We start from the raw sequence: 12,955 nt of genomic DNA on the forward strand, positions 1-12,955 counted from the left end.
TCGCCCGCTCGGCGCAACGTAAACCCTTTGTTAAGGTTAACGGCCCCTGTGGATGAACAGGATCAAGGATTTGCGACGCCCGCACGGCGGCGGGTGGTTTGCCATTGCCTGCCGGGGCTCTCGGGTTTAACGATCCCGTCTCCGGCCCCTTTCATGGACCCCGCATGCTGATCATCTTCGAAAGCATGCTGCCGATCTTTCTCCTCGTCGTGATCGGGGTCGGCCTGCGGCGTGCGCCCGTTATCCAGGAGAGTTTCTGGAGCGGGCTTGAGCAGTTCGGCTATTACGTGCTGTTTCCCGCACTTCTCTTCCACACCATGGTGAAGATCGATTTTGCGGCGCTCGATGGCGGGCGGGTGAGCCTTGTGTCGCTGATGGCTGTCGGGATCATGACCGGCGTATCCTTGGCGCTCTGGCCCCTGCTGCGGCGAGGCGGTATGCCGGCTGCCTCCTATACCTCAGTGTTTCAGACGGCGACTCGCTGGAACGGCTTCATAGCGCTCGCCATCGGCGAGAAACTCGCCGGCCATGAGGGACTGGCGGTAATCGCGGTCATCATGGCGGCCATCATCATTCCGCTGAACCTGATCAATGTCGGCGTCATGGTCTGGTTTTCCGGGCAGAGCCGCAGCTTCAAGACCTTTGCTCTGCGCATCATCACCAATCCGATCATCCTCGGATCGGGCCTCGGTGTAATCCTCAACCTGGGCGGCATCCCCGTCTATGATCCGGTTTTGACGACGATCGCACTGCTGGCTGCGGCGTCCCTGCCGCTCGGGCTGGTCAATGTCGGTGCGGGTCTGCGCATCGCCGATGCGCTGCGGCCCAGTGGCGCGGTCATCCTGTCGGTGGCGCTAAAGCTGGTGTTATTCCCGATGGTTTCGGTGGCTCTTGCGCTCGCGGCGGGGCTTAGCGGCCAGACCGTTGTCATGATCGCGCTCGGGGCGGCCGTGCCGACTGCGATGAACGGGTATGTGCTGGCCCGCCAAATGGGTGGAGACGCCGAGCTGTATGCGGCAGCGGCCACCGTGCAGACGGTCGCTGCCTTCTTCACCATTCCGGTCGTGCTCTACTTCGTGGCTCAGGTGGCCGGCGGGTAAAGCAAGTCGAGCACGTAGCGCGAATCAAAGCGGGCATCGAGCACGCCATAGGTATGGCGCCAGCCGCCGGCAAGCCGCGATTCGAGAAAGGCATCGGCGATCTTGCCGGCGCCCAAACGATAGAGTTCGGCGGCACCGGCGGCGAGCGCCAGTTGCTCGATCAGCAGGCGCCCTGCCCCTTCGTCGCGGTCGGCAAGTGCGGTCGCGGCGCGCAGGACTTCGACGGTCTTCTTGCCCGACGGCCCGAGGTCACGCTCCAGGCCGGCAAACAGGGTTTCGAACAGATCCTTGCCACGGCTCAGCACTCTGAGAACATCGAGCGCCATGACATTGCCGGAGCCTTCCCAGATCGCGTTGACCGGGGCTTCGCGGTAGTGGCGGGCGATCGGGCGCTCTTCGACATAACCGCTGCCGCCGATGCATTCCATCGCCTCGTAGATCAGGCCGGGCGCGATCTTGCAGATCCAGTATTTGGCAACCGGCGTCATGACGCGGGCATAGGCCGCATCGACAGGGTTTTCGCGCGCCTTGTCGAAACTGTCGGCCAGGCGGAAAGCGAGTGCGGTCGCGGCAGCAACATCGAGTGCCATGTCGGCCAGCACGCGGGTCATCAGCGGCTGGTCGATCAGGTTCTTGCCGAAGACGGCGCGACCACGCACGTGATGCACGGCTTCGGCCATCGAGGCGCGCATCATCGCGGCCGAAGACAGCGCGCAGTCGAGGCGGGTCAGCGTCACCATGTCGAGGATGGTGCGCACACCGTCGCCCGGAGAGCCAAGCAGGAAGCCGAAGGTTTCCGAGAATTCGACTTCGGACGAGGCATTGGATCGGTTGCCGACCTTGTCCTTCAGTCGCTGGAATTCGAGGCCGTTGGCGGAGCCGTCTTCGAGCAGGCGCGGCACCAGGAAACAGCCCATGCCGTCCTTGGTCTGGGCGAGCATGACAAAGGCGTCGCTCATTGGGGCGGACATGAACCACTTGTGGCCGGAAAGGCGGTAGATGCCCTCGCCTACCCGTTCGCCAGTCGTGGTGTTGGCGCGCACATCCGTGCCGCCCTGCTTTTCCGTCATGCCCATGCCGATGGTGACGGCGGTCTTTTGCATCGGCGGCTTGTTGCCGCTGTCGTATTTGCGCGACAGGATCTTCGGCGTCCATTCCTTTTGGACGGCCGGCGATGCAACGAGGGCAGCGACCGAAGCGCTGGTCATGGTGAGCGGGCAGAGATGCCCCGATTCCAACTGGGCCGTCAGGAAGAAGCGGACAGCGCGGGCCTTGTGTTCGTGGCCCCGCGCCTCGGACTGGTCCTCCCAGACGGAGGAATGCAGGCCCGACGCCATGGAGCGGCGCATCAGTGCGTGCCAGGCCGGGTGAAACTCGACGACATCGAGCCGTTCGCCGCGCACGCCATGGGTTCTCAGTTGCGGCGGGCTGGCATTGGCCATGCGGGCCAGTTCCTGCGCTTCCGGCGAGGTCACATACTTGCCGATGACATCGTATTCCTCGCGCAGCGGGCGCGGCAGCGAAGACGAGAGATCGACGAGCAGCGGATCGGCGCGATAGGCATTGATGCCGGACCAAGGCTTGGGCTGGTTCAGGGCGGCGAGTTTTTCTTCAGTCCGGTTCATTCAACAAAAGCCGATCTCGTAATCAGCGTCCGCTGATCTTTCAGCGGTCCGCCTCGAATTTCCATAGAGCATGCCGGTCCTAGGTATGCGGCTGCATAAGGGCCCTGCATAGCCGCAGTTGGCTCCTATTACATGGGGAACGCGCCGCAATCCACATAGCATATGCTTGCTCCCCTGCATGGCAATCATTATAGACCGCGTGACATCTCAGGAGGACGTCTCCATGGTCTTCTTTCCCCATCGCCATCTCATCGGCATCAAGGGCCTCACCGAACAGGACATCACGTTCCTGCTCGACAAGGCGGACGAAGCCGTCAAAATCAGCCGCCAGCGGGAGAAGAAGACTTCCACGCTGAGGGGCCTCACCCAGATCAACCTGTTCTTCGAAGCCTCGACGCGGACCCAGTCCTCGTTCGAGCTTGCCGGAAAACGTCTCGGCGCTGATGTGATGAACATGTCGGTCGGCAACTCGTCGGTGAAAAAGGGCGAGACGCTGATCGATACGGCGATGACGCTGAATGCCATGCGGCCGGACGTGCTGGTCGTGCGGCACTCCTCGGCAGGTGCCGCAGCGCTGCTCGCGCAGAAGGTGGCCTGCTCGGTGGTCAATGCCGGCGACGGCCAGCACGAGCATCCGACCCAGGCGTTGCTCGATGCGCTGACGATCCGGCGCGCCCGCGGCAAGCTGTCGCGCATCATCGTTGCGATCTGTGGAGATGTCCTGCATTCGCGCGTCGCGCGCTCCAACATCCTGCTACTCAATGCCATGGGTGCCCGTGTTCGGGTGGTGGCGCCCGCAACGCTTTTGCCAGCCGGCATCGCCGACATGGGCTGCGAGGTCTTTCACGACATGAAGGAAGGTCTGAAAGATGCCGATGTCGTCATGATGCTGCGCTTGCAGCGCGAGCGCATGTCCGGCTCCTTCGTGCCGTCGGTGCGCGAATACTTCCATTTCTATGGACTCGACGCCGAAAAGCTCAAAGCTGCGAAGGAAGATGCGCTCGTCATGCATCCGGGTCCGATGAACCGTGGCGTCGAGATTGCCTCGGAAGTAGCCGATGGTCCGCAGAGCGTCATCGAAAGCCAGGTGGAAATGGGCGTTGCCGTGCGCATGGCGGTCATGGAAACGCTGCTTGTGTCGCAGAACCAGGGGCCGCGTTCGGAAGGATTGGGCGCATGATGAAACCGCTCGTCCTCAAGAATGCCCGCATCATCGACCCGTCGCGCAAGCTCGACGAGGTCGGGACGATCATTGTCGGCCATGACGGGCTGATCCTGGCGGCCGGTGCCGATGCGCAGAATCAAGGCGCGCCCGAGGGTGCCGATATCCGCGACGCACAAGGTCTCACCGCCGTTCCGGGCCTTGTCGACGCCCGCGTCTTTGTCGGAGAGCCGGGGTCGGAGCATCGCGAGACGATCGCCTCGGCCAGCCGGGCGGCTGCGGCCGGGGGCATTACCTCCTTCATCATGATGCCGGAAACCGATCCCGTTATCGACGACATCGCATTGGTCGAATTCGTCAAGAAGACCGCCCGCGATACTGCCGACGTCAATGTCTATCCGGCAGCGGCGCTGACCAAGGGCATGACCAGCGGTGAAATGACGGAGATGGGGCTGTTGCAGCTTGCCGGTGCCGTCGCCTTCACCAATGGCCGGCATGGCTTAAACGACACCCAGGTTCTCAGGCGCGCGATGACCTATGCGCGCGAATTCGATGCCGTTATCGCGCTTGAAACGCGGGAAAAGTATCTCGGCGCCAATGGCGTGATGAACGAGGGGCTGCTGGCAAGCTGGCTCGGGCTCGGCGGCATCCCGCGCGAAACCGAGATCATTCCGCTGGAGCGCGACCTGCGCATCGCCGGCCTCACCCGCGCCAAGTATCACGCATCTCAGATCTCCGTGTCGGAATCGGTCGAGGCGATCGAAGTGGCGCGGAAGCGCGGCGCCAAGGTTACCTGCGGCATTTCGATCAACCACTTAAGCCTCAACGAAAACGACATCGGCGAATACCGGACCTTCTTCAAGCTCTATCCGCCGCTGCGCTCGGAAGACGACCGGATGGCGATGGTCGAGGCTTTGGCCAAGGGGCAGATCGACATCATCGTCTCCTCGCATGACCCGCAGGATGTCGACACCAAGCGCCTGCCCTTCGGCGAGGCCGCGGACGGCGCGATCGGGCTTGAGACCATGCTGTCGGCTGCGCTTCGGCTGCATCATGCCGGCCAGGTGCCGCTGATGCGGCTGATCGATGCCATGTCGACGCGACCGGCGCAGATCTTCGGTCTGCCCGGCGGTACGCTGAAGCCGGGCGCTGCCGGCGATATCGCGCTGATCGATCTCGATGAGCCGTGGCTCGTGTCGCGCGACAGCCTGCTGGCGCGGTCGAAAAATACTGCCTTCGAGGATGCACGGTTTTCGGGCCGCGCCGTCGCGACCTATGTCGCAGGACGCTGCGTGCACTCGCTTTCGTAAAAGGGGACACTGATGCCTACCGTCGATTATTCCGCTCTCGGCCCAACCAATGTCGCCATCGTGCTCCTGCTCGGCTACCTGCTGGGCTCGATCCCGTTCGGCCTGCTGTTGACCAAGATGGCCGGACTCGGCGATCTCCGGTCGATCGGCTCTGGCAATATCGGCGCGACCAATGTTCTGCGCACCGGCAACAAGAAGCTGGCTGCCGCAACCCTGCTGCTTGATGCGCTTAAGGCTACCGCTGCTGCGCTCATCGCCCAAGCCCTGTTTGGCCACAATGCTGGCCTGCTTGCCGGCTTTGCCGCCTTCATCGGCCATCTCTTTCCCGTCTGGCTCGGCTTCAAGGGCGGCAAAGGCGTTGCAACCTATATCGGTACGCTTCTGGGTGTCGCGCCGTTGATGGTTCTGGTCTTTGCGGCGGCATGGCTCGCGGTCGCCTTCTTCACCCGCTACTCGTCTTTGTCGGCCCTTGTCGCCACACTTGTCATTCCGGTTGTATTGTGGATACTTGGGGTTGAAGAGGCTGCCCTCGTCACCGCTGCCATGACCGTCATTACCTATTGGCGCCACAAGGCCAATATCGAGCGTCTCATCGCCGGGACAGAGGGCAAGATCGGCCAAAAGGGCTAAAGGGGAGCCATGGGGTCAGTCGGCGCAGGACGAAAAGGGATTGCGCTGACGGACCGACAGAGGATCGCCTGGCTGCGGCTGATCCGCAGTGACAATGTCGGCCCTGCCACATTTCGCGATCTGATCAATCATTTCGGCACGGCAGAAGCCGCGCTCGATGCCTTGCCGGAACTCTCCAGGCGGGGCGGATCGGCCCGCTCCATCCGCATCGCGAGCATTGCCGAGGCCGAGCGCGAGATCGAGATTGCCCGGCGCTTCGGGGCGCAGTTCATCGGCATCGGAGAGCCGGACTATCCACCGGCGCTGCGCCAGATCGATGGCGCCCCTCCCCTCCTCGCCGCCAAGGGTGATCTTTCCGTTGCCACCCTGCCTGCCGTTGGTATCGTCGGCTCGCGCAACGCTTCGATCAGCGGCGCCAAATTCGCAGCGATGATGGCGCGCGAAATCGGCAATGCCGGCTATGGCATCGTCTCCGGTCTCGCACGCGGCATCGACGCGGCCGCGCATCGGGCGAGCCTCGAGACCGGCACGGTCGCGGCCATGGCCGGCGGGCTCGACCAGCCTTATCCGCCTGAGAATATCGACTTGCTGCGTGCGATCTGTGATGGACGGGGGCTTGCCGTTTCCGAAATGCCGTTTGGATGGGAGCCTCGGGCACGAGATTTTCCAAGACGCAATCGGCTGATCGCCGGCATCGCGCTCGGCGTGGTGGTGATCGAGGCTGCGGCCCGGTCGGGCTCTCTGATTACGGCGCGGCTCGCCGGCGAATTCGGTCGCCTGGTCTTTGCCGTGCCCGGCTCACCGCTCGATCCGCGCTGCGAGGGCACCAACGGGTTGCTGAAGGATGGGGCGACGGTGACGACGCGGGCGCTCGACGTGTTGCAGGCCCTGGCACCGATCTCGCAAATGGACCTGTTCAGCCAGCCGGAAGCGGACGAACCGGATGATGACGGGGCCGAGCGCATGCTGGCGCCGCCGCCCAATGACGACGAGCGTTTGACCATCGTGCAGGCGCTTGGGCCGACACCGGTCGAGATCGACGACATCATTCGCCACACCGGCTTTGCGGCGTCGACGGTGTATCTGGTGCTGCTGGAACTCGATCTCGCCGGGCGGCTAGACCGGCATGCGGGGGGATTTGTTTCGCTCGCCGTTTAAGATGGTCAAAGAACGTCGCCCGGACTGCACATCCCCGGCTTCGACAAAGGCCATCTCGATCAGATAGCAGAGCATTTCGGCGCCTTCATTCTCGGCGACAGCGCGAAGTTCGCCGAGCATTTGGCGTATATAGGCGATGTTCTCCATCGTGCGGGTGCCGCGACCGTTCGTCTCGCCTATTTGTCTTGCCATGACCGCTGCTCGTCGCTGTGGAGGACGACAATTCGCGCCCTCACCATTTATCCCCCAAATACAATAGCTAATTTATTCTAGATTGCAATCTGCAGTTAATCTCCTTTTGGTTGTGGAGCGTTGCAATTTCGGAAAATCGGCCATACCTCTTGACCGCAGACGTTTCGCCCTCCATGTCGAAACGTCGGTTTTCCAAGGCGGTGGCGCGGTGCCATCGGTTGTGAAGACTGATGAAGGTGCAGTGAAGTATGAATGTCGTCGTCGTAGAATCTCCGGCAAAGGCCAAGACGATCAACAAGTATCTCGGATCGGGATACAAGGTGCTCGCCTCGTTCGGCCATGTGCGCGATCTTCCGGCCAAGGACGGCTCCGTACTTCCCGACCAGGATTTCGAGATGCTGTGGGAGGTCGATCCCGCATCGCAGAAGCGGATGAAGGATATTGCCGACGCGGTGAAATCCTCCGACGGCCTGTTCCTCGCAACTGACCCTGATCGCGAAGGGGAAGCCATTTCCTGGCACGTGCTGGATCTCCTGAAGAAGAAGCGCGTGATCGGCGACAAGCCGGTGAAGCGCGTCGTCTTCAACGCCATCACCAAGAAGGCCGTGCTCGATGCCATGGCCAATCCGCGCGACATCGATACGCCGCTGGTCGATGCCTATCTTGCGCGCCGGGCGCTCGACTACCTCGTCGGTTTCAATCTCTCGCCGGTTCTGTGGCGCAAGCTTCCCGGCGCGCGTTCCGCCGGCCGCGTGCAGTCGGTGGCGCTTCGCCTCGTCTGCGACCGCGAAACCGAGATCGAGCGTTTCGTTGCGGAAGAATACTGGAATATCTCCGCGCTTTTGAAGACGCCGCGCGGAGACGAGTTCGAGGCCAAGCTTGTATCGCACCAGGGCAAGCGCATGCAGCGCAACTCGGTGACCAATGGCGAGCAGGCAGCCGGCATCAAGGCGCTGCTCGAAGGGGCGGCGTTTGCCGTCGACAGTGTCGAGGCAAAGCCTGTAAAGCGCAATCCTGGCCCTCCGTTCACCACGTCCACCCTGCAGCAGGCAGCATCTTCCAAGCTCGGCTTTTCGGCCTCGCGCACCATGCAGGTGGCACAGAAGCTCTATGAGGGTATCGATATCGGCGGCGAGACCGTCGGTCTCATTACCTATATGCGTACCGACGGCGTGCAGATGGCGCCGGAAGCGATCGAGGCTGCCCGCGGCGCTGTCGCCGACCAGTTTGGCCCGCGCTACGTGCCGGAGAAACCCCGTTTCTATTCTACCAAGGCGAAGAACGCCCAGGAAGCCCACGAAGCCATTCGTCCGACAGACTTCAACCGCTCGCCGGACAAGGTGCGCCGCTTCCTCGACGCCGACCAGCTGCGGCTTTATGACCTGATCTGGAAGCGCGGCATTGCCAGCCAGATGGCATCGGCCGAGATCGAGCGCACGACGGTCGAGATCCTAGCCGACAATAAGGGCGATAAGGCGGGCTTACGCGCCGTCGGCTCCGTCATCCGCTTCGACGGCTTCATTGCCGCCTATACTGACCAGCGCGAGGATGGCGAACCGGCGGAGGATGGCGACGACGAGGATGGCCGCCTGCCGGAGATCAATGCGCGCGAAGCATTGGCCAAGAGCAAGATCAATTCCAGCCAGCATTTCACCGAGCCGCCGCCGCGCTATTCGGAAGCCTCGCTGATCAAGAAAATGGAAGAGCTCGGCATCGGCCGTCCCTCGACCTATGCCGCGACGCTGAAGACCCTCAGCGACCGCGAATATGTCATCATGGACAAGCGCAAGCTGATCCCTCATTCCAAGGGGCGGCTGGTTACGGCCTTCCTCGAAAACTTCTTCACGAAGTATGTCGAATACGACTTCACCGCCGATCTCGAAGAAAAACTCGACAAGATCTCGGCCGGTGAACTCAACTGGAAGGACGTTTTGCGCGACTTCTGGAACGACTTCTTCTCGCAGATCGAAGACACCAAGGAGCTGCGCGTCACCAACGTGCTGGATGCTCTGAATGAGGCCTTGGCACCGCTGGTCTTCCCGAAGCGCGAAGACGGGTCCGATCCGCGCATCTGCCAGGTCTGCGGCACCGGCAATCTGTCGCTCAAACTCGGCAAATACGGCGCCTTTGTCGGCTGCTCAAACTATCCGGAATGCAATTACACGCGCCAGCTTACCAATGACGGCAATGCCGAGGCCGAAGCCGCCGGCAACGAACCGAAAGCGCTGGGCAAGGATCCGGTAACGGAAGAAGAAATCACCCTGCGCTCCGGTCGCTTCGGACCTTATGTCCAGCGCGGCGACGGCAAGGAAGCCAAGCGTTCTTCGCTGCCGAAGGGCTGGGCACCTGCCGATATCGATTTCGAGAAGGCGCTGTCGCTTCTGTCGCTGCCGCGCGATGTCGGTCCACATCCGGAAACCGGCAAGATGATTTCGGCGGGCCTTGGACGCTACGGACCCTTCGTGCTGCATGACGGGACCTATGCCAATCTCGAAGGCATTGAGGATGTTCTGTCCATCGGTATCAACCGCGCAGTCACCGTCCTTGCCGAAAAGAAGGCCAATCCCGGTGGGCGTGGCCGCACAGCTGCGGTTGCTCTGAAGGAGCTCGGGGAACATCCCGACGGCGGCGCGATTACCGTTCGTGACGGGCGTTTCGGGCCTTATGTCAACTGGGGCAAGGTGAATGCCACCCTGCCGAAGGGCAAGGATCCACAGTCGGTCAGCGTCGAGGAAGCCCTGGTGCTGATCGCCGAGCGTGCAGCCAAGGACGGCGGCAAGGTCAAGGCCAAGAAGGCTCCGGCCAAGGCCGCCAAGGCAAAGACTGGCGACGCGACCGAGGCGAAGCCGAAGAAGGCTGCGGCCAAGCCGAAGGCGAAAACGGCTGCTAAGGCCCCGGCGAAAGCCAAGACAACAACGAAGAAGAGTGCGACTTGAGCAGAAAATTCCGCGACCCCTCCGAGATCCCCGGCTCCGGCAACCGCAAGAGCCGGCGCGCGGAAGGCGCGGCCAAGGCGAAGGCCGAAAACGCAAGCGCCATCATCCATGGCGAGGTGCCGTCGCGCGAGGTGCTGCTGCAGTTCATCACCGACAATCCCGACCGCGCCTCCAAGCGTGAGATCGCCAAGGCCTTCGGGCTCAAGGGCGACACGCGGGTTGAGTTGAAGCAGGCGCTGCGCGATCTGGAGAATGACGGGCTGGTCAACAAGACCCGCAAGTCGCTGGCGCGGCCTGGTGCCCTGCCCCCGGTCACCGTTCTCGACATCACGACGCGTGACAAAGACGGCGAGCTGATCGGCCGCCCGGCAGAATGGCCTGAGGATGCCGGTGCGGCACCCGCCGTTCTGATCCGGCAATCGAGTGCCGACCGCACCAAGGGCAAGACCGCCATCGGCGGCATCGGCGACCGGGTGCTCGCCAAGATCTTCGCAAACAAGGATCGCGCAGGCCCCGCCTATACCGCCCGCGTCATCAAGGTCATCGACCGCCAGCGCGGCGCCGTGCTCGGCGTCGTCAGGATGATGGGCGAAGGCGCACGCCTGATGCCGATCGAGCGCCGTGGCGAAGAAATGCAGATCGATGCAGCCGATATCGGCGAGGCCAAGGATGGCGATCTCGTCGAAGTGGAAGTGGCACGCGCGACGCGTCTCGGCCTGACCCGCGCACGGGTCCTCAACATTGTCGGTTCGGTTGCCTCGGAGAAGGCAATCTCGATGATTGCCATCCATGCGCATGGCATTCCCTATATCTTCCCGCAGTCGGTTATCGCAGAGGCCGAGGCTGCCGAACCGGCCAGCATGTCGCATCGCGAGGACTGGCGTCAGGTGCCGCTGATCACCATCGATCCGCATGATGCCAAGGACCATGACGACGCCGTCTATGCCGAACCGGATACATCGGAAGACAATGCGGGTGGTGTGGTCGTCACCGTCGCCATTGCCGACGTCTCCTATTATGTGCGGCCGAAATCGGCTTTGGATCGCGAAGCGCTGAAGCGCGGCAATTCGGTCTATTTCCCCGACCGCGTCGTGCCGATGCTGCCCGAGCGGATCTCCAATGATCTCTGCTCGCTGCGCGAAGGCGTCGACCGGCCGGCACTTGCCGTACGCATGGTGTTTTCCGCCGAGGGTCGCAAGGTGCGGCACACTTTCCACCGCATCATGATGAAGAGTGCGGCGAAGCTGTCTTACCAGCAGGCGCAGGCCGCGATCGATGGCCAGCCGGACGACAAGGCAGGACCGCTGCTCGAGCCGATCCTGAAGCCGCTGTGGGCTGCCTATGCGACCTTGAAGCGCGGGCGCGACCGTCGCCAGCCGCTGGAGCTCGACATGCCCGAGCGCAAGATCATTCTCAAGGAAGACGGCACCGTGGACCGCGTGCATGTGCCGGAACGCCTCGACGCGCATAAGTTGATCGAGGAGATGATGATCCAGGCCAACGTGGCGGCAGCGGAAACGCTGGAGGCCAAGCGCCAGAAGCTGGTCTACCGTATCCATGATGCGCCGACGCTCGCCAAGCAGGAAGTGCTGCGCGAGTTCCTGGCGACGATCGGCTACTCACTGGTGAAGGGCGGCAATCTGCGGTCCAACTCATTCAATGGCATCCTTGCCAAGGCTGACGGTACGCCGCACCAGATCATCGTGAACGAGATGGTGCTGCGCAGCCAGAGCCAGGCGATCTACAGCCCCGACAATATCGGCCACTTTGGCCTGAACCTGATGAAATACGCCCACTTCACCTCACCCATCCGGCGTTATGCCGACTTGATCGTTCACCGCGCGCTGGTCGGGGCTCTGGGTCTCGGCGAAGGCGGGATCACGCAGGAGGAAGAGGCAAGCCTCGAGGATATCGCCGCCGAAATCTCGACCTTTGAGCGGCGGGCGATGGCGGCCGAGCGCGATACCGTCAACCGGTTGGTGGCGCACCACCTCGCTGGGCGCATCGGCGAAGAGTTCGAGGGCCAGATCGGCGGCGTCACCAAGTCGGGTCTTTTCATCAGCCTGCCGCAATTTGGCGCAGATGGCTTTATCCCGGTTTCAACATTGGGGCGCGACTACTATATCTACGACGAAGCTCACCAGGCCTTGACGGGCGAGAAGTCTGGATTGGGTTATCAGCTCGGCGACACGGTCGAGGTGCGGCTCGTCGAAGCCGTGCCGCTTGCCGGTGCGCTGCGCTTCGAGATGCTGAGTGAAGGACGCAAGATGCCGGCAGGCGCGCGTTCCTTCCACAAGGCCGGCGGCCGGGGCAGGAAACAGCCCGGCACACGGCCGCCGCGTTCGAGACGGTAAGATCACGACGCCCCGGAGAGACATGATGACGGCAAATCAGACGGACGTGACGATGCAATTCGGCGGCGCGGGCGATGTGGAGCGGCCCCTTGGGCGTTCAATCAAGCGCGGCATGCTGAACCGCTGCCCGAACTGCGGCCAGGGCAAGCTGTTTCGCAGCTATCTCAAGGTGGTCGACAACTGTGCTGCCTGCGGCGAAGACTTCCATCACCACCGCGCCGACGATCTCCCCGCCTATCTCGTCATCCTCATTCTCGGGCACGTCCTGGTCGGCGGCTTCATGGCGACCGACCTCGTCTTCGTGCTGCCCGGCTGGGTGCATTTTGCCATCTGGGCGCCGATCGGGGTGGTTGCCTCGCTGCTCAGCCTGCAGCCGATCAAGGGCGGCGTGGTCGGACTTCAATGGGCACTGCGCATGCATGGCTTCGGCGGAGAACATGAAGACGCCCAGGATAGTTGACTGCGGGTTTTTGCAGGTCAGGTCCTGT

Annotated in this window: 10 protein-coding genes; 8 read left to right on the forward strand and 2 right to left on the reverse strand. The window is 62.6% G+C overall.

What is annotated here, in order from left to right:
* Positions 1–164: 164 nt before the first annotated feature.
* A complete protein-coding gene (locus ASE36_RS00645; RefSeq protein WP_062274518.1) occupies positions 165–1,100 on the forward strand; it encodes an AEC family transporter in 936 nt (311 codons plus the stop codon).
* Here ASE36_RS00645 and ASE36_RS00650 read toward each other — a convergent pair.
* Complete coding sequence (locus ASE36_RS00650) at positions 1,082–2,725, reverse strand: acyl-CoA dehydrogenase family protein (RefSeq protein WP_062274521.1); 1,644 nt, start codon at positions 2,723–2,725, stop codon at positions 1,082–1,084. The two genes, ASE36_RS00645 and ASE36_RS00650, sit on opposite strands and share 19 nt — an antisense overlap.
* A gap of 223 nt (positions 2,726–2,948) precedes the next feature.
* Here ASE36_RS00650 and ASE36_RS00655 point away from each other — a divergent pair, with 223 nt between their 5' ends.
* From ASE36_RS00655 to dprA, 4 genes are read left to right on the forward strand one after another with little or no spacing between them, the layout of a single operon-like run.
* Complete coding sequence (locus ASE36_RS00655) at positions 2,949–3,905, forward strand: aspartate carbamoyltransferase catalytic subunit (RefSeq protein WP_062274525.1); 957 nt, start codon at positions 2,949–2,951, stop codon at positions 3,903–3,905.
* The gene (locus ASE36_RS00660; RefSeq protein WP_062274528.1) at positions 3,902–5,197 is read left to right on the forward strand and encodes a dihydroorotase; all 1,296 of its coding nucleotides are present in this window, start codon (positions 3,902–3,904) and stop codon (positions 5,195–5,197) included. The genes ASE36_RS00655 and ASE36_RS00660 overlap by 4 nt, the downstream gene beginning before the upstream one ends.
* Positions 5,198–5,209: 12 nt before the next feature.
* On the forward strand, positions 5,210–5,827 hold the full coding sequence (gene plsY / locus ASE36_RS00665; protein ID WP_062274531.1) for a glycerol-3-phosphate 1-O-acyltransferase PlsY: 618 nt from the start codon (positions 5,210–5,212) through the stop codon (positions 5,825–5,827).
* 9 nt (positions 5,828–5,836) lie between these two features.
* The gene (dprA, locus tag ASE36_RS00670; RefSeq protein ID WP_062274534.1) at positions 5,837–6,985 is read left to right on the forward strand and encodes a DNA-processing protein DprA; all 1,149 of its coding nucleotides are present in this window, start codon (positions 5,837–5,839) and stop codon (positions 6,983–6,985) included.
* On the opposite strand, the gene ASE36_RS00675 is transcribed toward dprA, so the two are convergent.
* On the reverse strand, positions 6,944–7,177 hold the full coding sequence (locus ASE36_RS00675; protein ID WP_062274537.1) for a hypothetical protein: 234 nt from the start codon (positions 7,175–7,177) through the stop codon (positions 6,944–6,946). The two genes, dprA and ASE36_RS00675, sit on opposite strands and share 42 nt — an antisense overlap.
* Positions 7,178–7,425: 248 nt before the next feature.
* On the opposite strand from ASE36_RS00675, the gene topA reads away from it, so the two are divergent.
* From topA to ASE36_RS00690, 3 genes are all read left to right on the forward strand, one after another.
* Complete coding sequence (gene topA / locus ASE36_RS00680; protein ID WP_062274540.1) at positions 7,426–10,113, forward strand: type I DNA topoisomerase; 2,688 nt, start codon at positions 7,426–7,428, stop codon at positions 10,111–10,113.
* 101 nt (positions 10,114–10,214) lie between these two features.
* Positions 10,215–12,467 carry a ribonuclease R gene (rnr, locus tag ASE36_RS00685; RefSeq protein ID WP_244474689.1) on the forward strand — a complete coding sequence of 751 codons (2,253 nt, stop codon included), beginning with the start codon at positions 10,215–10,217 and terminating at the stop codon, positions 12,465–12,467.
* Between the two features lie 25 nt (positions 12,468–12,492).
* Positions 12,493–12,927: a DUF983 domain-containing protein gene (locus ASE36_RS00690; RefSeq protein WP_062277779.1), complete on the forward strand. Its 435-nt coding sequence runs from the start codon at positions 12,493–12,495 to the stop codon at positions 12,925–12,927.
* Positions 12,928–12,955 lie beyond the last annotated feature (28 nt).

The sequence above is a fragment of the Rhizobium sp. Root274 genome (genome assembly GCF_001429245.1).
Lineage (GTDB): Bacteria > Pseudomonadota > Alphaproteobacteria > Rhizobiales > Rhizobiaceae > Allorhizobium.

Bases quoted from the DNA above. Each gene is read 5' to 3' on its own strand.
- ASE36_RS00655 (WP_062274525.1), top strand. From the start codon at position 2,949: ATGGTCTTCTTTCCCCATCGCCATCTCATCGGCATCAAGGGCCTCACC.
- plsY (WP_062274531.1), top strand. From the start codon at position 5,210: ATGCCTACCGTCGATTATTCCGCTCTCGGCCCAACCAATGTCGCCATC.
- ASE36_RS00660 (WP_062274528.1), top strand. From the start codon at position 3,902: ATGATGAAACCGCTCGTCCTCAAGAATGCCCGCATCATCGACCCGTCG.
- ASE36_RS00645 (WP_062274518.1), top strand. From the start codon at position 165: ATGCTGATCATCTTCGAAAGCATGCTGCCGATCTTTCTCCTCGTCGTG.
- topA (WP_062274540.1), top strand. From the start codon at position 7,426: ATGAATGTCGTCGTCGTAGAATCTCCGGCAAAGGCCAAGACGATCAAC.
- ASE36_RS00650 (WP_062274521.1), bottom strand. From the start codon at position 2,725: ATGAACCGGACTGAAGAAAAACTCGCCGCCCTGAACCAGCCCAAGCCT.
- ASE36_RS00675 (WP_062274537.1), bottom strand. From the start codon at position 7,177: ATGGCAAGACAAATAGGCGAGACGAACGGTCGCGGCACCCGCACGATG.
- ASE36_RS00690 (WP_062277779.1), top strand. From the start codon at position 12,493: ATGACGGCAAATCAGACGGACGTGACGATGCAATTCGGCGGCGCGGGC.
- dprA (WP_062274534.1), top strand. From the start codon at position 5,837: ATGGGGTCAGTCGGCGCAGGACGAAAAGGGATTGCGCTGACGGACCGA.